This window comes from Streptomyces sp. CNT360 (assembly GCF_000424785.1).
Window position 1 is genome coordinate 29,755 of sequence record NZ_KE384248.1, and the last position, 23,333, is coordinate 53,087.

At 72.9% G+C, this 23,333-nt stretch carries 19 protein-coding genes; 14 read left to right on the forward strand and 5 right to left on the reverse strand.

What is annotated here, in order from left to right; genetic code table 11:
• Positions 1-161: 161 nt before the first annotated feature.
• Positions 162-770, reverse strand: coding sequence for an Rv1733c family protein (locus tag H297_RS0132745; protein ID WP_037795914.1), 609 nt, complete (start codon positions 768-770; stop codon positions 162-164).
• Between the two features lie 561 nt (positions 771-1,331).
• Here H297_RS0132745 and H297_RS0132750 point away from each other — a divergent pair.
• Positions 1,332-2,744, forward strand: coding sequence for a family 2B encapsulin nanocompartment shell protein (locus H297_RS0132750; RefSeq protein WP_027740477.1), 1,413 nt, complete (start codon positions 1,332-1,334; stop codon positions 2,742-2,744).
• A 70-nt stretch (positions 2,745-2,814) separates the two neighbouring features.
• Complete coding sequence (locus H297_RS0132755) at positions 2,815-4,203, forward strand: family 2B encapsulin nanocompartment shell protein (RefSeq protein ID WP_027740478.1); 1,389 nt, start codon at positions 2,815-2,817, stop codon at positions 4,201-4,203.
• Between the two features lie 51 nt (positions 4,204-4,254).
• On the opposite strand, the gene H297_RS0132760 is transcribed toward H297_RS0132755, so the two are convergent.
• Positions 4,255-6,642: a phosphoketolase family protein gene (locus tag H297_RS0132760; protein WP_027740479.1), complete on the reverse strand. Its 2,388-nt coding sequence runs from the start codon at positions 6,640-6,642 to the stop codon at positions 4,255-4,257.
• Positions 6,643-6,941: 299 nt separating this feature from the next.
• Between H297_RS0132760 and H297_RS0132765 the strand changes: the two genes are divergently transcribed.
• From H297_RS0132765 to H297_RS0132775, 3 genes are all read left to right on the forward strand, one after another.
• Positions 6,942-8,204, forward strand: a complete 1,263-nt coding sequence (locus H297_RS0132765; protein ID WP_027740480.1) for a helix-turn-helix domain-containing protein — start codon at positions 6,942-6,944, stop codon at positions 8,202-8,204.
• Between the two features lie 131 nt (positions 8,205-8,335).
• A complete protein-coding gene (gene exaC, locus H297_RS0132770) occupies positions 8,336-9,859 on the forward strand; it encodes an acetaldehyde dehydrogenase ExaC (RefSeq protein WP_027740481.1) in 1,524 nt (507 codons plus the stop codon).
• A complete protein-coding gene (locus tag H297_RS0132775; RefSeq protein ID WP_027740482.1) occupies positions 9,859-10,236 on the forward strand; it encodes a DUF779 domain-containing protein in 378 nt (125 codons plus the stop codon). The genes exaC and H297_RS0132775 overlap by 1 nt, the downstream gene beginning before the upstream one ends.
• Before the next feature lie 95 nt (positions 10,237-10,331).
• Here the strand turns inward: H297_RS0132775 and H297_RS0132780 are convergent, their stop codons facing one another.
• Positions 10,332-11,030, reverse strand: coding sequence for a DUF6643 family protein (locus tag H297_RS0132780; protein WP_027740483.1), 699 nt, complete (start codon positions 11,028-11,030; stop codon positions 10,332-10,334).
• Between the two features lie 455 nt (positions 11,031-11,485).
• Between H297_RS0132780 and H297_RS0132785 the strand changes: the two genes are divergently transcribed.
• Positions 11,486-13,015, forward strand: a complete 1,530-nt coding sequence (locus H297_RS0132785) for a TerD family protein (RefSeq protein ID WP_027740484.1) — start codon at positions 11,486-11,488, stop codon at positions 13,013-13,015.
• 48 nt (positions 13,016-13,063) lie between these two features.
• On the opposite strand, the gene H297_RS0132790 is transcribed toward H297_RS0132785, so the two are convergent.
• Positions 13,064-14,356, reverse strand: a complete 1,293-nt coding sequence (locus H297_RS0132790; RefSeq protein WP_037795915.1) for a glycosyltransferase — start codon at positions 14,354-14,356, stop codon at positions 13,064-13,066.
• A gap of 84 nt (positions 14,357-14,440) precedes the next feature.
• On the opposite strand from H297_RS0132790, the gene H297_RS0132795 reads away from it, so the two are divergent.
• The 3 genes from H297_RS0132795 to H297_RS0132805 all read left to right on the forward strand — a co-directional run bounded on the left by H297_RS0132795 (position 14,441) and on the right by H297_RS0132805 (position 16,503).
• On the forward strand, positions 14,441-15,241 hold the full coding sequence (locus tag H297_RS0132795) for an aspartate/glutamate racemase family protein (RefSeq protein ID WP_027740486.1): 801 nt from the start codon (positions 14,441-14,443) through the stop codon (positions 15,239-15,241).
• Positions 15,242-15,296: 55 nt separating this feature from the next.
• Positions 15,297-15,914 carry a hypothetical protein gene (locus tag H297_RS0132800; RefSeq protein ID WP_027740487.1) on the forward strand — a complete coding sequence of 206 codons (618 nt, stop codon included), beginning with the start codon at positions 15,297-15,299 and terminating at the stop codon, positions 15,912-15,914.
• A 106-nt stretch (positions 15,915-16,020) separates the two neighbouring features.
• Positions 16,021-16,503 carry an NUDIX hydrolase gene (locus H297_RS0132805; RefSeq protein ID WP_027740488.1) on the forward strand — a complete coding sequence of 161 codons (483 nt, stop codon included), beginning with the start codon at positions 16,021-16,023 and terminating at the stop codon, positions 16,501-16,503.
• A gap of 275 nt (positions 16,504-16,778) precedes the next feature.
• Here the strand turns inward: H297_RS0132805 and H297_RS0132815 are convergent, their stop codons facing one another.
• Positions 16,779-17,420: a peroxiredoxin-like family protein gene (locus H297_RS0132815; RefSeq protein ID WP_486589775.1), complete on the reverse strand. Its 642-nt coding sequence runs from the start codon at positions 17,418-17,420 to the stop codon at positions 16,779-16,781.
• 136 nt (positions 17,421-17,556) lie between these two features.
• On the opposite strand from H297_RS0132815, the gene H297_RS0132820 reads away from it, so the two are divergent.
• The 5 genes from H297_RS0132820 (at position 17,557) to H297_RS39860 (ending at position 23,325) form a co-directional block, all read left to right on the forward strand.
• Positions 17,557-18,213, forward strand: coding sequence for a TetR/AcrR family transcriptional regulator (locus tag H297_RS0132820; protein WP_027740491.1), 657 nt, complete (start codon positions 17,557-17,559; stop codon positions 18,211-18,213).
• Between the two features lie 157 nt (positions 18,214-18,370).
• On the forward strand, positions 18,371-18,736 hold the full coding sequence (locus H297_RS0132825) for a WXG100 family type VII secretion target (RefSeq protein ID WP_037795917.1): 366 nt from the start codon (positions 18,371-18,373) through the stop codon (positions 18,734-18,736).
• Positions 18,737-18,758: 22 nt separating this feature from the next.
• Positions 18,759-19,073, forward strand: a complete 315-nt coding sequence (locus H297_RS0132830) for a WXG100 family type VII secretion target (protein ID WP_027740493.1) — start codon at positions 18,759-18,761, stop codon at positions 19,071-19,073.
• Positions 19,074-19,100: 27 nt separating this feature from the next.
• On the forward strand, positions 19,101-20,447 hold the full coding sequence (locus H297_RS0132835) for an EsaB/YukD family protein (protein WP_078515003.1): 1,347 nt from the start codon (positions 19,101-19,103) through the stop codon (positions 20,445-20,447).
• Positions 20,448-20,505: 58 nt separating this feature from the next.
• On the forward strand, positions 20,506-23,325 hold the full coding sequence (locus H297_RS39860; RefSeq protein ID WP_051352391.1) for a right-handed parallel beta-helix repeat-containing protein: 2,820 nt from the start codon (positions 20,506-20,508) through the stop codon (positions 23,323-23,325).
• Positions 23,326-23,333 lie beyond the last annotated feature (8 nt).

The following is a 23,333-nucleotide window of genomic DNA, read 5'->3' on the forward strand; positions in this document are numbered from 1 at the left end:
CACCGTAGCGTGCGCCGCTGCTCCAGGTTGACGGGTCCGGGTCAGTGGCCGGTTCACACACACTTCCGGCACGTTTCCCCGACCGGCCGGAACCACCGATCCCGGCCGTACGGCTCAACTGCTTCCGCCCCGGGGGGGGCGACCGCTGCCGCACGCAGGGGTCAACTGCTGCTGCCGGCGCGGCCCCAGTCGGGGCCGATGCGCCCCCACTCCTCGTCCCAGCGCGCGTACCGGCGTCGCAGCGCCAGCCGCAGGGCGAACCGCCGCCCCGTCTCCAGGAGCACGGTGGTGAACGCGGCGGCGGCCAGCCCCGCGAGGAGGGCGTAGGACTCGGCGCTGCGCAGGCTCATGGGGCGTGAGGTCGGACGGCCGTCCCGGCCCGTCCACACGGGGAAGCGGCTGCCGGGACGCACGGGTCTGCGCAGCACGAACGAGCCCGCCCTGGGCGAGCCGTCCGGGCTCGTCCAGCGGGCGACCACCTGATGGCGGTTCGGCTGCCGTCCGGCCGCGGTCTCCGTCTCCGAGTCCAACGGGGGCCGGACGGTGACGTGCTGGACAGTGGCCCAGGTGCGCTGCCGGTCCTGGTGCTGCTCGTGGGCGGTGCGCACCATCATCCCGTGGGCGATGTCCTGCGCGGCCCAGCCCGCCAGCGGGACCCCCACGACCATCAGGCAGGCGGCCCACAGGGAAAGCCAGGCCTCACGGCGGTCGGTACGGCGGCACAGCGCGTTGCCGCGCCAGCGCCACAGACCCAGGATCGTCCGCACCACCGCTCACCCCCTTCTCGCCGTCCGTTATGTACCTTGACGCGAGCGGTACGTCCACGAGAAGGCCCGGAAGGCCCCGAATGGCCGGTGCCTGACCGGCACGTCACCGAAGCCGGTGCCGCGCGGCCGTCTGGTCGGGACGGCCCGTCGTGGTCGGTCGGTGGCCCACTCGCTTCGTGCTCCCTTCGTGGCGGGCGAGCTGGTCCGTTCCCCTCGTGGTCCGCCGAGTTTACTGAGCGATCACCCCCTGGCGGACAGCGGGCGCGGAACGGCTGTCCACGCGCCCCCGGACACCTCCGCACGTCCTGGTGAGTTTGCGGAGCGGGCCGGCCGCGGCGACCCGTCCGGGGTGTGCCGAGCGTGACGGTTGGGCCGGAATGCCGTGAATGCCGTCACCCTCGGTGCTGCTCTCCTGGCCGGGTATCGCGCAATACCCCAGGAGAATGGCGGACATTCGACGATCAAGCGCCTCTTTTGAGTGATTGCCGCAGGTCAGGCGGCTCACCTAGCTTCATGGCCGCAGCGCGTGAAATACCAGATGATCACTGAGATTGGCGGTGTCGGATGACGACTGCGGCGGAACGGAATTCCGGGAGCGAGAGCGCGGAGCAGGCGCAGCAGAGCCTCGCCACGGCAGCCGCACGGAATCTCGCGACCACCACGAAGACTCCCCCGCAGATGCAGGGCATCACGTCCCGGTGGCTGCTGAGGGTCCTGCCCTGGGTGCAGGTCACCGGCGGCACCTTCCGGGTCAACCGGCGGCTCAGCCACACCCTCGGGGACGGCCGCGTGGAGTTCGTCTCCACCGGTTCCGAGGTGCGGGTGATCCCGCTGGAGCTGTCCGAGCTCCCCCCGCTGCGCGGCTACGACGACCGCGAGACCCTGGAGACCCTCGCCGCCCGCTGCCGGCAGCGCGACTTCGGCCCCGGGGAAGTGATCGTCCAGGAGGGCGGGCCCGCCGACCGACTGGTGCTGATCGCGCACGGCAAGCTGCGCAAGTCCACCCGCGGGCGCTACGACGGGGAGAGCACCCAGGGAGTCCTCGCGGACGGCGAGTTCGTCGGCGACGACCGGCTGACCGGCGAGACCGGCACCTGGGACCACACCCTCACCTCGCTGACCAGCGGCACCGTCCTCACACTGGAGCGCAGCGCCTTCGACGCGGTGCTGGCCGACTCCGATTCGCTCCGCTCCCACCTGGCGTCCTCGCGCTCCCTGATCCCCTCGCAGCGCACCGAGAACGGCGAGTCCGCCATCGAGCTGGCCTCCGGACACGTCGGTGAGCACACGCTGCCGGGCACCTTCGTCGACTACGACCTCAAGCCGCGCGAGTACGACCTGGAGGTCGCCCAGACCGTGCTGCGGGTGCACACCCGCGTCGCCGACCTCTACAACCACCCGATGAACCAGATGGAGGAGCAGCTCCGGCTCACCGTGGAGGCGCTGCGGGAGCGCCAGGAGCACGAACTGATCAACCACAGGGGCGTCGGCCTGCTGCACAACGCGGACATGAAGCAGCGCGTCCACACCCGCAGCGGCCCACCCACCCCCGACGACCTCGACGAGCTGCTGGCGACCGTCTGGAAGGATCCCAGCGTCATCCTGGCGCACCCCAAGGCGATCGCCGCCATCGGCCGCGAGGCCAGCGCGCAGGGCATCTACCCGCAGTCCGTCGACTACGAGGGCCACTCCGTACCGGCCTGGCGGGGCGTCCCGATCCTGCCCTGCAACAAGATCCCGGTCAGCCCGCAGGGCACCACGTCCGTCCTCGCGATGCGCACCGGCGAGAAGGCCCAGGGCGTCGTCGGGCTGCATCAGACCGGAATCCCCGACGAGTACAGCCCCAGCCTCTCGGTCCGCTTCATGGGCATCGACGACAAGGCCGTCATGTCCTACCTGGTGAGCGCCTACTACTCGGCCGCCGTGCTGGTCCCCGACGCGCTCGGAGTGCTGGAGGACGTCGAGATCGGCCACTGATGCCGGCCGCCGACCCGGCGCCCGCGGACCACGGAATGACGGCAGCAGGAACTCCAGGAACTGGGGACAGATGACGACGCACCCCGAAGAGACCCAGCAGCACACTCCCTCCAGCCTCGGCACGGCGGCCGCACGCAACCTCGCCGGCACGACCAAGACGCCCCCGCAGATGCAGGGGATCTCCCCGCGCTGGCTGCTGCGCGTCCTGCCCTGGACCGAGACCACCGGCGGTACCTACCGTGTCAACCGGCGCCTCACCCACACCCTGGGGGACGGCCGCATCGAGTTCGTGAGCACCGGGGCCGAGGTGAGCGTCATCCCGTCCGAGCTGCGGGAGATCCGCCTGCTGCGCGGTCTTGAGGACGAAGGGGCCCTGCGTGCCCTTGCCGACCGCTTCACCCAGCGCGAGTACGAACCGGGAGCCGCCCTCACCACCCGCGGCGCGCCCGTCGAGGAGCTGCTGGTCATCGCGCACGGGCGAGTGGGCAGGCACGCCGCCGGGCGCTACGACGACGAGGTCGACCTCGGTGTGCTGGCCGACGGCGACCACGCCGGCGACCAGGTCCTCACCCCGGAGCCCGGGACCTGGGAGCACACGCTGCGCGCCCGCACCCGCTGCATCGTCCTGGCGCTGGACCGCAGCAGCTTCCAGGAGACCGCCGACGCCTCGCCCCCGCTGCGCACCCACCTCGACGAGGTGCTCTCCCGCGCGGTGCCGCCCCACAACCGGCGAGGCGAGGCCGACATCGCCCTGTCCTCCGGCCACGCGGGGGAACATCTGCTGCCCGGCACGTTCGTCGACTACGAGCTGAGCCCCCGCGAGTACGAGCTCTCGGTGGCGCAGACGGTGCTCAGGGTGCACAGCCGGGTCGCCGACCTCTACAACGACCCGATGAACCAGGTCCAGGAGCAGCTCCGGCTCACCGTGGAGGCGCTGCGGGAGCGCCAGGAGCACGAGCTTGTCAACAGCCGCGAGTTCGGGCTGCTGCACAACGCCGACCTCAGCCAGCGCATCCACACGCGCAGCGGACCGCCGACGCCCGCGGACCTGGACGAGCTGATCGCCCGCCGCCGCAAGACCCGCTACATCCTGGCGCACCCCAGGGCGATCGCCGCGATCGGCCGCGAGTGCAGCAGGCACGGCATCCACCCCGACCAGGTGGTGGTGGAGGGCCGCAGGACACGCGCCTGGCGGGGCATCCCGCTGCTGCCGTGCGACAAGATCCCGGTCCGCGAGGACGGCACCACCTCGGTGCTGGCGATGCGTACCGGCCTGGAGGACCAGGGTGTCATCGGGCTGCACCAGACCGGCCTGCCCGACGAGATCCAGCCCTCGCTCAACGTCCGTTTCATGGGCATCGACGACCGGGCACTGGTCTCCTACCTCGTCAGCGCCTACTTCTCCGCGGCCGTGCTGGTGCCGGACGCGCTCGGCATCCTGGAGGACGTCGAGGTGTGAGAACAGCGTGGTGGGGAGCGTCGTCGCTCTCGCCCCCCACCGCACCGGGGGTCACCGGCCGGGCCAGCGCCAGTCGGTGACCTCCGGCATGTCGGTGCCGTGCGCGCGGATCCAGCGGTGGTGCCGCTCCCGCATGTCGGCCGCCCGCTGCCGTACGGTCGCGGCCCGCGCGCCCAGCCCCTCCGTCCGGTCGACCACGTCCATCACCAGGTGGTAGCGGTCCATGCCGTTGCGCACCACCATGTCGAACGGTGTCGTGGTCGAGCCGGACTCGCGGTAGCCCCGCACCGCCAACTGCGGGTGCACCGCGCGCCCGTAGACCAGTCGGTGCACCAGCCACGGGTAGCCGTGGTAGGCGAAGACGACGGGGCGGTCCCGGGTGAAGACGGCGTCGAACTCGGTGTCGGCCATGCCGTGCGGGTGGTCGCGGTGGCGCATCAGCCGCGCCATGTCGACCACGTTCACCACCCGCACCGCCACGTCCGGCAGCCACTCGCACAGCAGTGAGGCAGCCGCCAGCGTCTCCTGGGTGGGGATGTCGCCCGCGCACGCCAGCACCACGTCAGGACCCGTGCCGCCGCGCTCCGTCCCGGCCCACTCCCAGACCCCCACGCCGCGGGCGCAGTGGTCGCGGGCCTGCTCCAGGTCCAGCCAGTCGAAACAGGCGTGTTTGCCCGCGACCACCACGTTCACCGTGTCGCGGGTCCGCAGCGCGTGGTCGGTGACGCACAGCAGCGTGTTGGTGTCCGGGGGCAGATAGACCCGCACCACCTCCGGGCTCTTGTTGAGCACATGGTCGATGAAGCCCGGATCCTGGTGCGAGAACCCGTTGTGGTCCTGCCGCCATGCGTGCGAGGTGAGCAGGTAGTTGAGGGAGGCGATCGGGCGCCGCCAGGGGACCTCGCGGGCGCTGTGCACCCACTTCACGTGCTGCGACGCCATACTGGAGACCAGATTGGTGAACGCCTCGTACGAGGCGAACATGCCGTTCCTGCCGGTGAGGACATACCCTTCGAGCCAGCCCTGGCACAGGTGCTCGGAGAGGACCTCCAGCACTCGGCCGTGCCGCCCCAGGTCCTGATCGGTGGGCAGCAGCTCGGCCTGCCAACCGCGCTCGGTGGTCTCGAAGACCGCCCCCAGGTGGTTGGAGTCCGTCTCGTCCGGCCCGAACAGGCGGAAGTCGCGCCGCTCCGCGGTGGCCTCCAGCAGGCCCCGCAGGAACGAGCCCAGCACCCGCGTCGGTTCGTGCGAGGTGGCGCCGGGGCGCTCCACCGGGACGGCAAGGGAGTCCAGTCCGGGCAGTGGCAGTTGCCGCAGCAGCCGGCCGCCGTTGGCCTGCGGGACCGAACCCAGCCGCAGATCGCCTTCGGGTACCCACTCCAGCACGTGCGGGCGCGGCCGCCCCTGCTCGTCGAACAGTTCTTCGGGGCGGTAGGAGCGCAGCCACTGGTCCAGCTGCCGCAGCTGCTCCGGGTCGTCCCGTACGCCGGGCAGCGGCACCTGGTGCGCCCGCCAGGTGCCCTCCACCGGCTGCCCGTCCCGCTCCCGCGGCCCCGACCAGCCCTTGGGGGTCCGCAGCACCAGCATCGGCCAACGCACCGGGGCCTCGGCGTCCGGCCCCTCCGCGCGGGCCGCGCGCTGGAGGGCGTCGATCCTGGCCAGCGCCTCCTCCAGCGCTCCCGCCAGCGCACGGTGGGCCGCAGCCGGTGGTGTGTCCTCCTCCGCGGTGACGAACAGCGGGTCGTAGCCGTAGCCGCGCATCAGCGCATCGAGTTGCTCCTCGGGCAGCCGGGCGAGCACCGTCGGGTTGGCGATCTTGTACCCGTTCAGATGCAGCACCGGGAGCACTGCGCCGTCGTGCACCGGGTCCAGGAACGTGTTCGCGTGCCAGGAGGCGGCCAGCGGCCCCGTCTCCGCCTCGCCGTCCCCGATCACCGCGCACACCAGCAGGTCCGGGTTGTCGAAGGCGGCACCGTAGGCGTGTGACAGCGCGTAGCCCAGCTCACCGCCCTCCTGGATCGATCCCGGCACGCTCGGTGCCGTATGGCTGGGCACCCCGCCCGGCTGCGAGAACTCCTCGAAGAGCCGCAGCATGCCCTCGGCATCCCGGGGGACGTCCGGCCGCAGTTGGCTGTAGGTGCCCTCCAGCCAGGCGCCCGACAGCACGGCCGCGGCCCCGTGCCCCGGCCCCCACACGGCGAGCGTGCGCCGCCCCCGGAGGCGGATGAGCCGGTTGAGATGCGTGTAGAGCAGCGTCAGCCCGGGGCAGGTGCCCCAGTGGCCGAGCAGCCGCGGCTTGATCTGCTCGGGACGCAGCGGCTCGCGCAGCAGCGGGTTGGCGCGCAGGTAAAGCTGGCAGGCGGACAGGTAGTTGAGGGCGCGCCAGTGCGCGTCCAGCCCGTCGGCCTCGGGGTCGGTGAGGGGCTCGTGTTCCGGCATGCCGCATGGGTACCAGGGCGATCCGCATCCGACACCCCGAGACCCCGCCCATTGGGGGTGCGGCCTGGCACCACGGGTGGTCTCTCGTGCCACGGACCGCCTTCCGTGCCACGGGAGGCACCCCGGCTCCAGGCGGCACGGACAGCCGTAGGCATTCCGGGCACGACCGGAGACCTGTCGGGCACAGGGGTGGCACGCGGGACACGGGAGAGCCCCGGGATCCGGGCGGTGCTCCGATGCGCCCGGAAGACGGCGTCCGGGGCGTTGCCCACCGGCGCCGTCCGCTGCACGATGACGGGGTGCGCAATCCATGGCTGGCGCTCGAAGCGGGAGCGGATCCGGCCCAGCGGGCGGGGCAGTTGCGCCGTGCCCACGAGACGTTCCTGACGGGCGGCACCGTCGCCGCGCCCGTACGCGACGTGGTGGCCGAGTCCTGGCGCCGCTGCGCCGGGGCCCGGGTGGCCCCGGAGCGGGTGGCGGGCATGGAGATGCTCGACGACACCGGGCTCGCCCACCGCCGCGAGCGGCACCCCCTCTCCCGCGCGATGCCGCTCTTCCGCGAGCTGCTGGGCACCATCGCCGACGACGGCGCCCACCTGCTGTCCGTCTGCGACGAGCGCGGCACCATGCTCTGGGTCGAGGGCCACCCGCAGGTGCTGCGCCGGGCCGAACGGATGAACTTCGTGCCCGGCGCCCAGTGGGCCGAGCGCGCCAGCGGCACCAACGCCCCGGGCACCGCGCTGGCGGTCGGCCACGCCGTACAGATCTTCGCCGCGGAGCACTACTGCCGCCCCGTCCAGACCTGGACGTGCGCCGCCGCCCCGGTGCGCGATCCCCGCACCGGCCGCGTCGTGGGCGCCGTCGATCTCACCGGCGGTGACCACCTGGCCTCCCCGCACAGCCTCGCCCTGGTCCAGGCGACCGCCCGCGCCGCCGAGGCACGGCTGGCCGAAGCGGGGCCGCAGCCGGGCAGCGGCACGCCGCCCGACAGCCACCTGCTCACCGTCCTGGGCCGCGACGAGGCCGTGCTCCACTCCCCGGCAGCCGGACCCTTGCGGCTGGGACGGCGGCACAGCGAGATCCTGCTGCTGCTCGCGGCCCACCCCGACGGGCTGACCGGCGAAACGCTCGCCGCGGAGCTGTACGGGGACCGCGACGTCAACCCCGTCACCCTGCGGGCCGAACTGTCCCGGCTGCGGCACCTGCTCGGCCCGCTGCTGGCCTCCCGCCCCTACCGGCTGCGGCACCGTCCGCGCACCGACTTCGACACGGTCGCCGAGGCGCTCGCCGCCGACGATCCGGGCACGGCTCTCGACGCCTACCCCGGGCCGCTGCTGCCCGCATCCGAGGCACCCGGAGTGGTACGGCTGCGCCGTTTGCTGGACAACCGGCTGCGCCGCCATCTGCTCGCCGCCACCGACCCCCGCCTGTTGGAGAGCTGGCTGTGCACGGCCGGCGCCGACGAGGACCTGGAGGTCTGGGAGGCCCTGCACCGCCTGGCGCCCGGACCGCGCACGGCCGCCCGCATCCGTGAACTCCGCACCGCCTACGGGCTCCGGTAGCCGCGGGCGGGACGCAACGTCCCCGCAACGTTGCGGGAACTAGCCTCCCGGCACCGCACCCGTCGAGGGGCGGTGGATCCGCACCGGTGGCCGGCCGCCGATGGCAGCCGGCCGGCACAGGGAGGTACCGCATGAGCCGCTACTCCGCGCCCGGAACCGACGACGCGCTGATGAGCTACCAGTCGCGTTACGACCACTGGATCGGCGGCAGTTACGTCGCACCCAAGCAGGGCGGCTACTTCGAGAACCCGACTCCGATCACCGGGCAGACCTTCACCGAGGTCGCACGCGGCACCGCCGAGGACGTCGAGCGAGCCATCGACGCCGCCCACGAGGCCGCACCGGCCTGGGGGCGCACCTCACCCGCCGAGCGGGCGCAGGTGCTCAACCAGATCGCCCAGCGCATGGAAGCCCACCTGGAGGAGCTGGCGGTCGCCGAGAGCTGGGAGAACGGCAAGCCGGTCCGTGAGACGCTCGCCGCCGACATCCCGCTGGCCATCGACCACTTCCGTTACTTCGCGGCGGCGATCCGCGCCCAGGAGGGCTCCCTCTCGCAGCTCGACGAGGACACCGTCGCCTACCACTTCCACGAGCCACTCGGCGTGGTCGGGCAGATCATCCCGTGGAACTTCCCGATCCTGATGGCGGCATGGAAGCTGGCACCGGCGCTGGCCGCGGGCAACGCCGTCGTCCTCAAGCCCGCCGAACAGACGCCTGTCTCCCTGCACTACTGGATGAGCCTGGTGGCCGACCTCGTCCCGCCCGGCGTCGTCAACATCGTCAACGGTTTCGGCGCCGAGGCGGGCAAGCCGCTGGCGAGCAACGCGCGCGTGGCGAAGGTGGCGTTCACCGGTGAGACGACCACGGGCCGGCTGATCATGCAGTACGCCTCGGAGAACCTCAAGCCGGTGACCCTGGAGCTGGGCGGCAAGAGCCCCAACATCTTCTTCGAGGACGTCTCGGACGACGCGGACGACTTCTACGACAAGGCCCTCGAAGGTTTCGCCATGTTCGCCCTCAACCAGGGCGAGGTGTGCACCTGTCCCTCGCGCGCCCTCATCCAGCGCAGCCACTACCGGGCCTTCCTCGACGCGGGCGTGCAGCGCACCGAAGCCCTCGTGCAGGGGCACCCGTTGGACACCACGACCATGGTCGGCGCGCAGGCCTCCAACGACCAGCTGGAGAAGATCCTCTCCTACCTCGACATCGGCCGCCAGGAGGGCGCTCGGATCCTGACGGGAGGCTCCCGGGCGGAGCTCGGCGGCGAGCTGGAAGGCGGCTACTACGTGCGCCCCACCGTCCTGGAAGGCAGCAACGACATGCGCGTCTTCCAGGAGGAGATCTTCGGCCCGGTCGTCTCCGTCACCGGGTTCGACGACTTCGACGACGCGATCGGCATCGCCAACGACACCCTCTACGGGCTCGGCGCCGGTGTGTGGACCCGCGACGGCTCCCGCGCCTACCGTGCGGGCCGCGCCATCCAGGCCGGACGGGTGTGGACCAACTGCTACCACCAGTACCCGGCACACGCCGCGTTCGGCGGCTACAAGCAGTCCGGCATCGGGCGCGAGAACCACCGGATGATGCTGGAGCACTACCAGCAGACGAAGAACCTGCTGGTCAGCTACGACGCCAAAAAGCTCGGAATGTTCTGATGGGCACTCAGGACGCGCCGGAGGAGGACGCGGAACGCGTCGCGGTGACCCCCGCGGCCGCCGAACTGCTGCGCTCCCTCACGGAACGGCACGGCCCGCTGATGTTCCACCAGTCCGGCGGCTGCTGCGACGGGAGCAGCCCGATGTGCTACGAGAGGGGGGAGTTCCGCACCGGGGACTCCGACGTGCTGCTGGGCGAGCTGGAGATCGAGGGGGTGCCTGAGCCCGTGCCGTTCTGGATGTCGGCCAGTCAGTTCGCGCTGTGGAGCCACACCCACCTGACCGTCGACGTCGTCCCGGGCAGGGGCAGCGGCTTCTCCCTGGAAGCCCCCGAAGGGGTGCGCTTCTTGATCAGGTCACGGCTGCTGCACACCTGAGCCGCCCCGCAGAGCCCGTCCACCGCACGTGAGGGCGCCGCCGTCTCCCCAACGGCGGCGCCCTCACCACGTCTACGGGCGGTTGTGCGGCGGGCTCAGTAGCCGCGGCCGCCGTACTGATGCCCGCCGTACGGGTCCTCGTGCTGGCCCGGCATCTGGCGCGGCGCCGCCGGACGCGGGGCCACCGGGCGCATGTACTGCGTCGCCTGACTGTGCATCCCCTGCTGCTGGTACTGCTGCACCTGGACCTGCTGGGCCTGCGGCTGCTGCGGCATCTGCTGCATCGGTGCCTGCGGCTGCGCCGGGCCCCCCGGCCCCGGGTAGCCGTAACCGCGCGGCGGTGCCTGCTGCGGGATGTGCGGTGCGGGCGTGTGCTGGAGCGGCACCGGGCCGCCCGGCGCGCTCGCGCCGCCGCCCGGCGGCAGGGCTGCGGGCGCCTGCCGCATCGGCTGCTGCCGCATCGGTGCGGGCGCCGCCTGCTGCGGTACGGCCTGCGGTACCGGCTGCTGCGGGCCGGGCCCCGGATAGCCGTACCCCGGCGAGGGGGTGGGCGCCTGCTGCATCGGCGCGGGCTGCGGCATCTGCGACTGCCGGGGGTCGGGCCCCGAAGGCAGCGCGGGGGGCAGCGCCGCGAGGGCGCTCCCCGCACCTCCCGTGTCATAGGCCGACGGCACCCGGATGGGCGCGATCTGCGGTGTGCCCCGCTCGGCGACGAGCATGTCGTAGATCGGCGTCTCGGGGTAGGACGATGCAGCGTAGTAGCCGCCGCTGTAAGAGCTGCGGGGGGAGGTCATGCTCATAAGGTAAGCCCACAATCCGCATCGGCACTAGAGAGGTACACGAGGAACGCCCGCCTCCGCCGCATCTCAGCAGGCAGGAGCCGGGTTTCCGCCCCGCCGCGACCACCGCGCGAAGGGTCCGCGCGGGCGGACTCGACCAGGGTGGAACGTCCCGCATGCCGACCGTGGTGACGCCCGGTCAGGCAGAGCGGGGCGACCTGCTCCCACCCGTTCCGCAGCGCGGGCGCGCAAAAGGAGAATAGGAGGAGAAGCTGACAGAAGCATAAGCCCACCGGCAATGCCGCAGAACGCCCGTGCCCCCGCAAGGTGTTCGCGTCCGCCCCGCACCGTGGTCGCTCCGGTCGTACGGCAGGGCGAGAGACCGTGAGGGGGTTCGGCATGCGGGGCCGCGTGCAATAGGTTGGGTGGGACCGGAACGCGGGTCCACCGAGTCTCAGGGGGATGTGGCCATGACGATGCGCAAGGGGACCAATGTCCCGGTGTCCGCAGCGGCGGTGCGGGTCGAACTGGGGTGGTCGTCGGGCCCGCTCGTGCCGGATGTCGACGCGTCGGCGCTGCTGCTCGACCCGTACGGCAAGGTCCGCTCCGACGCGGACTTCGTCTTCTACAACCAGCCGCGCCACCCCTCCTCGGCCGTCCGGCACGAGGGCAAGAACCCGCTGGGCTCCGCCTGCACCGACGCACTGGCCGTCGACCTCGCTCACGTCGAGCCGGAGGTCGACCGCATCGTCATCGCCGCCTCCGCGGACGGGGGCACCTTCGGGCAGGTACCGGGTCTGTACGTACGGCTGTGGGACGGCGACGCCGACCGGGGCGGTGAGGGCGGCGCCGCCGGGGCGGCGGCCGAGGTCGCACGCTTCGACCCCGCCGACGCCTCCGGGGAGACGGCCTACCTGCTGGGGGAGTTCTACCGCCGGCAGGGCGGCTGGAAGTTCCGCGCGGTCGGCCAGGGATACGACAGCGGCCTCGCCGGGCTGGCCACCGACTTCGGCATCAGCGTGGACGAGCAGTCCCCAGCCGGCCCGCACCCCTCGCCGCCCGGCAGCAACGTCCCCGTGCACCCGCACAGCGCCCCGACCCCGCATGTGCCCGGCCCGCCCGGCATCCAGGCACCGGATCTGCCGCAGGGCCCGGGCGCGCCCAAGGCACCCGACGTCCCGGCCCCCTCGGTACCCGGACCGGCCGCCGACGCCCCGCCGGCCCCGTCCGCACCACCGGCACCTTCTCCGCCTCCGGCGCCCTCCGCGCCGCCCGCCTCCTCCGCTCCTGTGGCACCGTCGGCGCCTGTGGCCCCGTCGGCCACCCAGGCGGCACCGCCCGCCCAGCCCTCCGCGCCCGTACGGCTGAGCAAGGTGACGCTCACGAAGGAGGCGCCGTCGGTCTCCCTCACCAAGCAGGGCGGCACTTCGGGCGCCATGCGGGTCAACCTCAACTGGACGACCCAGGCCCAGCAGCCCAGAGGGCTGGCCGGGCGGCTGAGCAAGGCCATGGGCGCCCTGACCGGACCCGACCTGGACCTGTGTGCCCTCTACGAGCTGACCGACGGGCGCAAGGGCGTCGTCCAGGCGCTCGGCAACTCCTTCGGCTCGCTCGGCCGGCCGCCCTACATCCACCTCGACGGCGACGACCGCACCGGAGCCGTGGAGACCGGTGAGAACCTGACCATCAACCTGGACCACGCGGCCGAGCTGCGGCGCGTTCTCATCTTCGTCACCATCTACGAGGGCGCCCGCAGTTTCGCCGGCCTGCACGCCACCGTCACCCTCCAGCCGCAGCACGGCGCACCCGTCGACTTCTCCCTCGACGAGTGCACCACCCCCTCCACGGTGTGCGCCCTCGCGCTGATCAGCAACGAGAGCGGCGAGCTGATGGTGCATCGTGAGGCCCGCTACCTCGTGCCTCAGCGCGGGGTGAGCCCGCAGCGCACCGTCGACCAGGAGTACGGCTGGGGCATGCAGTGGACGCCGGGCCGCAAATGACGCCGGTGCGCAGCTGAGGCGAGCGGCGGGTACCGGGGCCCGCAGCGTTCACGGGTAGGTGCGACCCTTCCAGGCGGCGCCCCGGCCCCGGTGGTGCTGGAGCGCCGAGTCGACGGTCATGGCCAGGTAGAGCGCCGCCGTCACCGGCAGCAGGGGCGCCAGCCACAGCGGCTGGCCGTAGTAGCGCAGCATCGGCACGTACGACAGCGTCATCACCAGCCACGCCGCACCGCCCACCGGCGAGCCCGCGCACGCGCACACCGGCGGTACCAGGTACACGAGCGCGAGCCCCAGTACGGTACCGGCGAGCAGCACAGGGCTGTTCAGCAACTGCGCGTAGGCGCTGCGCGACACCATCCGCCACAGCGGTCCCAGCCCCACGTACGGGCGCACACTGGCCACCCCGTCCGCCAGCCCGAGCCAGATGCGGCCCCCGGTCCGTTTGACGGCGCGGCCGAGCGTCACGTCGTCGATGACGGCGTCCTTGATGCTGTCGGGCACCCCCGCCCGTACGGCCGCCTCGGTCCGCAGCAGCGCACAGCCGCCCGCCGCCGCCGCGGTGCGCGCGGTGGGCTTGTTGACCCAGCGGAACGGATACAACTGCCCGAAGAAGTACACGAACGCGGGCACGATCAACCGTTCCCAGCCGGTTCGCACCCGCAGCCGTGCCATCTGCGAGACCAGGTCGAGCCGCTGGGCGAGCGCTCCGCGCACCAGCCGGCGCAGCGAGTCGGGCGTGTGCACGATGTCGGCGTCCGTCAGCAGCAGGAAGTCCGGAGCCTGGCCGGAGCGGGGACCGGTCCCGGTGGTGGTCCCGGTATCGGCACCGGGACCCGCATCGGAGTCGGAGCCGACTGTGCTGACCGTGCCGACCGCCGTCCCTCCGGTGCCGCCGTGCGGGGCGCTGTCGAAGCCGCCGGGGGCGTCGGTGCCGGCGAGCGCGTGCGTGATGCCGCACCGTACGGCCCACAGCTTGCCGGTCCAGCCCGGTTCCGGTGCTCCCGGGGACAGCACGCGCAACGGCAGGGCGCCGGGGGCACGTTCGGCGAGGGCGCGGGCCAGCTCGCCCGTACCGTCCGTGGAGCCGTCGTCCACCAGCAGGACCTCCGCCCGTCCCGGGTACTCCTGGGCCAGCAGCGACGGCAGAGTCACCGGCAGCACCTCGGCCTCGTCGCGTGCGGGTACGACGACGGCGACGGAGGGCCACACGCGGGGCTCCTCCTCGTCCGCCGCGGGCATCCGCACATCGGTACGCCAGAAGAAGCCCTGCCCCAGCAGCAGCCACCCCCAGGCGGCCAGCGAGGCGAGCGGAACGATCGTGAACCAGGTGAGGGCGCTCATCGAGCCGCAGTCTGCCGCACACCCGCCGCCGCGAGCAGCAGGACGAGCCGGACCCGCATGGCCGATCGATTACAGTTGCTCCACGTGAAGATCGCCCTGATGGATTCCGGTATCGGCCTGCTCGCGGCAGCGGCGGCGGTGCGTCGCGCACGCCCCGACGCGGACCTGATCCTCTCCCTGGACCCGGACGGCATGCCCTGGGGTCCGCGCGACGCGGACGGGATCACCGAGCGGGCCCTGCTGTGCGCACGGTCGGCCGCCGCCTACGAGCCCGAGGCGCTGATCGTCGCCTGCAACACCGCCTCCGTGCACGCGCTGCCCGCCCTCCGCGCCGAGCTGGAGCCCGCGCTGCCGGTCATCGGCACCGTCCCCGCCGTCAAACCCGCCGCGGCGGCCGCGGCGGACACCGGCGGACAGGTCGCCATCTGGGCCACTCCGGCCACCACCGGGAGCCCCTACCAGCAGCGGCTCATCGAGGAGTTCGCGAACGGCGCCGACATCGCCGGGGTGCCCTGCCACGGCCTCGCCGAGGCGATCGAGAGCGGTGACGAGGAGGCGATCTCCGCGGCTGTCGCGGCCGCGGCGGAGCGCACACCCCCTGGCGTGGAGACCGTCGTCCTCGGCTGCACCCACTACGAGCTGGTCGGCGCACGCATCCGGGAGGCCCTCGGCGGTCCCGGCACGGACGGACCGGCCCTGCAGGGTTCGGCGGTCGCCGTCTGCGCCCAGGCGCTGCGCCGCGCGGGCGGTCGCCCGCAGCCCGGCGCCGCACCCACCGGTACCCTCACCGTGCTGCACAGCGGCAGAACCGGAGCCCTTCCCGACGCGGCGCTCACCTACGCCGAGGGGCGCCTCCTCGCCCCCGCCGCAGCCGTGCGGCGCTGACACCGCTTCGCGCCACAAGCTGCCGCCGGCGGGCGGCCGGAGTACGCTGCCGAACATGACGGACCTGCCCCGCGACGGCGTGCCATCCGCCGAGCCCGGCACCGGGCCCCGCGAACACGCCGACCACCTCGTCACCCACCGTGTCCCCGCCGCGGACGCCGCGCCGGCGCCCGGAACCGAGGGCTGGAGCGGGCGCGCCACCAGCCGCCTCCAGTGGGCCCTCGCGGCGCTCGGCGCGGGCTGTCTCGCGCTCGGCATCGAGCTCGCGGTCGACCAGAGCTGGTCCGGCGGCCTGGTGCCGCTGGTCATGTCGGTCGTCGGCTGCGTCGCCGTCGGCCTGCTGATCCTCTTCGGCACGCTCGCGTTCGTGCACGTCGAGGTCAGGGTCGAGGACGACACCCTGGAGGTGCGCTGCGGACACGCGGGTGTGCCGCGCCGCAGGATTCCCCTGCGCGACGTGGTCGAGGCCGACCACGCGCCCAGCGTCACCCCACGGCACTGGGGAGGCTGGGGCTACCGCTGGCGTCCCGGCATGGGCACCGGCGTGGTGATCCGCCGTGGCGAGGGACTCGTCCTGCGTCTGGGTGACGGCCGGGTCTTCACCGTCACCGTGGATGACGCCGAAGCCGCCGTCCAGCACATCCGCACCCGTCTCGCCGCGCTGCGGGCCTGACCCGCCGGGCCGGGTGACTCCGGCGGGCGGCCGGGTGCTCGCCGCCACCGCTCAGCGGGTGCCGGGACGGCGTGCCCGCGGGTGGGCCGCGACGTAGGGTCGGTGCATGGCCACACCCGACTTCATCCGCGACCTGCGTCGTTCGGCGGGGCACCAACTGCTCTACCTGCCCGGAGTCAGCGCCGTCGTCTTCGACAGCGAGGGCCGTGTGCTGCTCGGCCGGCGTGCCGACACCGGCACGTGGTCCGTCATCGGCGGCATCCCCGAGCCCGGCGAACAGCCCGCGGACTGCGCCGTGCGGGAGGTCCAGGAGGAGACCAACGTGCGCTGCGTTCCGGAGCGGGTCGTCCTCGTGTGCGGTCGCCAGAAGCCCGTCACCTACCCGAACGGTGATGTCTGCCAGTTCATGGACATCACCTTCCGCTGCCGCGCGGTCAGTGACGACGCCCGCGTCAACGACGACGAGTCACTGGAAGTGGGCTGGTTCGCACTGGACGCGCTCCCGCCCCTCCGGGAGTACGCGCTCTTCCGCATCAAGCAGGCCATGGAGGACGGTCCGACCTGGTTCGAGGGGATGCCGGAGGCGTAGCGGGGCGGTCGAGGTGGGCGTAGGAGTGCCTCTCCTGGTCCTTACGGCGCGTGATTGGCTGGTGCGCGCACGAAAAGGACGACGCACTGCACCGTCCGGGACCGCTGCTGTTCGACCGCACGCAGCTCACCGCCGCCCCCCCCGTGCGCATCCGAGAGCGCCCTGGGCCCGGCGTTCGCGAGCGAGGCGAAGCAGGCCGGGGTGGGCCGGGCGAGCACCCGGGCCCGGGCGGCGGCGGACGGCCTGTCCGCCTCCCCGCGCACGGGGGCGCCGTCTCAAGTCAACAGTTCGAGCGCCTTCAGGATGTCGGCGGGCTCGGTACGACGTGAGTAGTCCGGGTGGACGTCGAGCCAGCGGATGACGCCCCGCGCATCGGCCAGCACGACGGTGGGCATGGGCACGTCGTCGGTGCCGTCGCTGTTGGTCGCCGCCACATCCCCGACGACGGCGGTCGCTGCCTGCCGTGCCTGCGTGGACCAGGTGTTCATGACGCCGAGCGCGCGGCCGATCTGGTTGCCGGGGTCGGACAGGACGGTGAAGCTGAGCTCGTTGGCCTCCCGGACGGTCAGCGATCCGTCCGGCCGCTGCGGGCTGACGGCGACCAGCTCCACTCCGCGGGAGGTGAGTTCGGGCAGCAGGTCCCGCTGGTACGTGCGGAGCGCCAGGTTGCAGTGCGGGCACCAGGCGCCACGGTAGAGCACCACCACGGCGGGCCGGCCGCCGCACGCCGCGGCCAACGTGTTGGGGGAGCCCGCCGGGTCGAGAAGAGCGCCGTCGGGCAGCGCGGCCCCCGGTTCGGCGGTACCGGCCGGTACGCCCTCGGTGTCGAGCCGTTCCTGCTCGGCGCGGAGCACCTGGAGGGCGGGACGTTGCTCTTGGGGAGTGTGCTCGCCGGTGCGCGTGTGGAGCTCGGACACCTGCTCTGCGTAGGTCCGGCCGGTCATGTCGCACCCTTTCTGGAGTGGTGTTTCCAGTCTGTGCGTGCCCGGAGCGAAGTGCCAATGACAGGAGACCTGTTGGGCCCCTGGCGGCCGCCCCCGATACGGTTGGGCCATGCACGCCCGCGCCGACGACTCAGCTGCCCGGGGCCGCGGGCCCGCGCGGCTCACCCCCAAGGGGCAGGCCACCCGCGCCCGCATCGTCGACGCTGCCGCGCGGTTGATGATCGAGAAGAGCGTGGCCGGTACGCGTACCGACGACGTACGTGAGGCCGCGGGCGTCAGCGCGTCGCAGATCTACCACTACTTCGAGGACAAACCCGCGCTCGTACAGGCGGTCATCGGGCACGCCACCGACCTCGTCCTCCAGGCCCAGCAGCCGGTGCTGGGGCAGTTGGACTCGATGGCGGCCCTGCGCTCCTGGCGCGACCACGTCGTGGAGTTGCAGCGCTCACGCGGCTGCGCGGGCGGATGTCCACTCGGATCGCTCGCAGGTGAACTGGCCGAGGACGGGGACTCCGCACGCGCCCAGCTGGCGGCCGGGTTCACCCGCTGGGAGAGCGCGCTGCGCAGCGGGCTCACCAGCATGCACGAGCGCGGGGAGCTGCGCCTCGAAGCCGACCCGGAGGAGCTGGCACTCGCCCTGCTGTCCGCCCTTCAAGGCGGCATCCTCTTGACCCAGCTGCGTCGGGACACCGCTCCTGTGAAAGCGGCTCTCGACACCGTCCTCGACCGGATCGAGACGCTCACCACCGCGCGGCTCGACCAGTAGCGTTCGGCGGCGCTGCCGCCCGCTCTGCCCACCTCTGGCGTGCGCAGACGCTCAGGTTATGCTCAGAAGGTGCTCACACGGGGGTCGCGGTGGCGTCGTCATACCGTCACCGGTGGTTGACTGCTGGGCGCATCGAGTGAGAGGGGCGCTGTACACCATGGCTGAACAACCCTCGGTCAGCGTCGGCGGCGTGACGTACCGGGTGACTCCCGAATACCTGGCCAACGCATCCTCCAACACCGCCACGACGGCGGCGGAGATCGCCGGCCAGCTGACGGAGCTGAAGACGTACGTGACCAGTCTGGAGGCCAGCTGGCAGGGCATCGCCCACAACCAGTTCCAGACGCTGATGGCCGAGTACGACATCTACGCCCGGATGCTCAACGACGCCCTGGAGGGGATCTCCAAGGGCCTGCAGGGCAACTACGTCAACTACAAGGACTCCGAGCAGCAGAACCTCAACAACCTGGCCGCGCTGGGTGAGGATCTGCCCACCCCGCCCTCGGGCACCAACTTCTCCTGACCGAGCCGACGAGGAGCATGTGATGTCCAACATCGACGGAACGCCCATCTACGTCGGTGAGGGTCTCGGCGCTGCCGGTGGCTGGCTCAACGCCAGGGCCGGGGAGATCTCCGACGAACTCCAGGCGCTGAAGTCCCAACTGGCGCCGCTGGCCGACGCCTGGCGTGAGAGCCAGGCGGCCACCTACTACCAGGACATGCAGAACGAGTGGGACCTGGCGGCCAACGGGCTCTTCGGCCCCGACGGTGTGCTCGGCCGTATCGCCCACGCGATGCACGTCAACTGGAACAACTACAGCGACGCCGAGTGGTCGAACATGTCGACCTGGCGCCACTGACCCTGCTGAACCCGAAGGAAAACCCCCGTGCCCGATGAACGTTGCCGGGTCACTGTGGTCGGCGAGCGCAGGCGCGTCGATCTCGCGCTTCCCGCGCAGGCTCCCATCGCCGAGTTCGTACCCCGGCTCGCGGTCCTGTGCGGCAAGCAGGAGTCCGAGGCCATGCCGCCGGTGTGGTCGCTGGCCCAGGCGGGAGCCGACCCACTGACCCCTGCGGACTCGCTGGCCTCGGCCGGTGTGCTCGACGGAGCCGTCCTCTACCTGTGCGACCACCGCGAGGGGGAGCTCACGGACCTGACCGTCACCGACCTCGACGAGCAGGTCGCCGACGCCCGTGAGGACAGCGGTCTGTGGAACGCCCGCCACCGTGCCCAGACGGTTCTCGGCGCGGGGCTGCTGGTGACGGTCGCCCCGGCCGCCTGGCTCGCCGCGCACCGAACGGCGGGGATCGCCGTCGGGTTCTTCGCCCTGGCCGGGCTGTGCTCGGCGCTGCTCGCCTGGTTCGCGGCGCGCAAGAACTGGCCGGTGCCCACGGCGATGCGGCAGGTGCTGGCGCTGGCCGCCTGCCCGCTGCTGGCGTGTGCGGGGCTGGGGGCACCGCTGCACGGGCCGGTGACGACCCCCGTGCTGGTCTGCGTGACGGCGGCGCTCGGCGCGCTGGCCGGGCTCGTCGCGTTGCCCTCCGTCTCCACCGTGGTCCTCCAGCTGATCACGGTGGCCGTCGCCGTGGTCGCCGTGCCGCTGACCGTGCTGGGTTCCTCGGTGACCGGAGCGGCTGCCGTGGTGGCCACCGTCCTGTATCTGCTGGCAGGTCTGCTGCCGCGCCTCACCAGCCAGATCGCCGTGCTGGTACCGGGCGGTCAGGACACCGGCAGCGCCGCGCTCGACGGCGCGGAGGTGGCCGCCGTCGTACGCCGCGGCAACCGGCTCCTCACCTTCTTCGCCCTCGTGGTGTCGGCCCTGCTGGCCGGCTCCCTGCTCACCCTGAGCGCCTCCCGCGGCGCCTGCGGCCTCGCTCTGGCCGGCTGCGTCAGTGTGGGGCTGCTCTTCCAGGCCGGGTCCGTGCGACTGCTGACCGCTGTGGTGCCCCAGTTGGCCGCCGGGGTGGTGGGACTGCTGGCGCTCGCCGTCCGACTGCCCAGCTACATCGCCGACTCGCACCTGGCCGGGCCGCTGGCCGCCTTCGGTGCCGGTGTCGTCCTGGTCGCCACCGGCCTCGTGCTCGCGTTCGGCGCCGCCTTGCGACCCCTCGAACGGGAGCGCCCCTCGTGGCCCTCCGCCCTCGCCGGGTTCCTCGCCGTGGCGACCGTGCCCCTCGCCGCCGGGGTGTTCGGCCTGTTCGGCTGGTTGGCCAACTTGGGCGGCGGCCTGTGACCGCCCGGCGGGCCGACGCCGCGCCGCACGGACCGGCGGCCCGCAGGCGGAGCCGGACATGATCGCCGCCACGCAGCGGGTCGCGCCCGGCAGTTGGGGCGCCCACCGCACCATCGGCGCGGCGGTGCGGGGTGCCAAGCCGGGTGCCGTCATCACCGTCCAGTCCGGTACGTACACCGAGAGCCTGGTCCTCGACAAGGACGTCAGCCTGGTGGCCAAGGGCGAGGTGAAACTGGTGGCCACCCGGGGCCCCGCCGTCACCGTGCACGGCGGGCGAGCGGAGCTGCGCGGCTTCGTCATCGCTGCCGCCGCGCCACGAGAGGCCGCCGTACTGCTGCGGGCCGGTGAGCCGGTGCTGCGGGACTGCGAGGTGATCGACGGCCGGGTCGAGGTCGCCGGGAGCGCCGCGCCGCTGCTCACCGGCTGCGCCGTCCGCCGAGCCGAGGGGGCGGGGGTGCGGCTCTCGGGCACCAGCCGCACCGTCCTGGAGAACCTGATGGTCGCCGCCGGCGCCGGGGACGGCCTGGTGATCGACGACGACGCCAGAGCCGAGGTGACCGACGCCCACGTCGACGACGCCGCGGGACACGGCGTCGTGCTGGCGGCCGGCGCCCACGCGACGCTGACCCGCTGCGAGATACGGGCCAGCGCGGGAGCCGCCGTGTTCGCGGAGGGACACGCGAGCGCCGCACTGCGCGCATGCCGGCTGTACGAGACGCGGGGCCAGGGCGTGTGGCTGCGCGGGACGGCCGGCCGGCGCACCGTCCCCGATCCGGCCGCCTCGGCGCCCGGCGCCACAGCACCGGAGCACGGCGCGCGGTCCCAGTCGGCCCGCGCGCGGCCGGGCGGCGACGCCCACGGGGTGCGGCTGCGCGACTGCGAGATCTTCCGTACCGCCGGAGCGGGGGTCCTGGCCGAGGGCGAAAGCGCGGTGCTGCTCCAGGACTGCCACCTGCACCACACCGCGGGAGCGGCCGTCCTGGTGACGGCCGAGGCCGCGGCCGACCTGTCGGAGGTGCGCGCGGTCGACTGCGAGGACACCGCTCTGGTGGCCGGCGGCAGCGGAACCGTCACCGCCCGTGGAAGCACTTTCGCCCGCACCGGGGCCAACGGCGTGTACGCGGTGGGGGACGCCGACGTCACGCTGACCGCGTGCACCGTGCGCGACACCCCCTACACCGCGGTCCACCTCGGCGGCGGCGCCCGCGTGCGGGCCCACGAGTGCGCGGTGACGGGCACGCCCGAGTACGGGCTGCGCGTGACCGAGCGCGCCGAACTGGTCGCGGAGGACTGCCAGGTGCGGGAGGCCGAGCTGGCCGGGGTCTGCGTGGAGGGGGGCGACGCCGCGCTGCGGGACTGCCGCATCAGCGGCTGCCACGACGGCGTACGACTGCGCACCACGCACCGGCCGCTGCTCGTGGGCTGCGAGATGGCCGAGGTGAGCGGCACCGGCGTGCACGTCGGGCCCGGGACCGGCGGCCAGCTGGAGAACGTGACCGTCACCGGCGCCGGCGGCACCGGGCTGCTGCTGGACCAGGGCAGCACGGCCGTCGTCGAGGACTGTGCCCTGCGCCGGACCGAGGGCAGCGGCATCGTCGTACGGGCCGAGGCGAGCCCCCGGGTGCGGGGCACGGTCGTGGAGGCCCCGGCCAAGAACGGGCTCTTCCTGGAGGAGGACGGCCGGGGCCGCTTCGAGGACTGCCGCTTCGAGGACAGCCGCTTCCCCGCCGTCTACGCGGGCGCCCGCTCGCGGCCGTTGCTGCGCCGCTGCACCGTGACCGGGACCGAGCGGGACCTGCTGTGCGACGAGGAAGCCGACGTGCGCGCCGAGGACTGCCGCGTGGAGAACGTCACCGAACCCCACCTGCCGGACCTGGCCGCCGTCGGTCCGGGGGCCGCGGGGACGGCGGGGTCCGCGCGGGAAGCGACAGCGGTCGCCGCCGCCGGGCAAGGGCCCGGGGCCGGAGGGAGGGCGGCCGGTCAGGGCGGTGCGGAACCGCCGCAGGCCGAGGCGAAGCTGGCCGAACTCCATAGCGCACTCGACGACCTGGTCGGGCTGGACGGGGTCAAGCGCGAGGTGGTCACCCTCACGAAGCTGATGCAGATGGTCAAGGTCCGACAGGACGCCGGGCTCTCGCCGCCCCCGCTGAGCAGGCACCTGGTCTTCGCCGGCAACCCCGGCACGGGCAAGACGACCGTCGCCCGCCTCTACGGCGGCTTCCTCGCCGCGCTCGGCCTGCTCTCCCGCGGCCACCTGGTGGAGGCACAGCGCGGCGACCTGGTGGGGGAGTACGTGGGACACACCGCGCCGAAGACCACCGCTGTCTTCAAACGCGCCCTGGGCGGCGTCCTGTTCATCGACGAGGCGTACTCCCTGGTGCCGGAGGGGCAGCTCACCGACTTCGGTGCGGAGGCCGTCGCCACGCTGGTGAAGCTCATGGAGGACCACCGTGACGAGGTCGTCGTCATCGTCGCCGGCTACCCCGGAGAGATGGCCAGGCTGCTGGAGTCCAACGCGGGCCTCGCCTCACGGTTCACCCGCACCCTGCACTTCGACGACTACACCTCGCAGGAACTGGTGCGCATCGTCCAGCACCAGGCCGACCAGCACCAGTACATGTGCGCGCCGGAGACGGTCGGTGCCCTGCACGACCACTTCGAGACGCTGCCGCGCGGTGACCGGTTCGGCAACGGCCGCAGCGCACGCCAGGTGTTCCAGGTGATGACCGAGCGGCACGCCCAACGCGTCGCCGAACTCGACCTGGCAGCGCTCGACCTCGACGCGGCCGATGCGGCGGTCCTCACCACGCTGCTGCCCGAGGACGTCCCACCCGGGCACGTCCGGCCCGGCGAGGTCGCGTCCGGCGGCGCCCCGTGAGCGCGGGC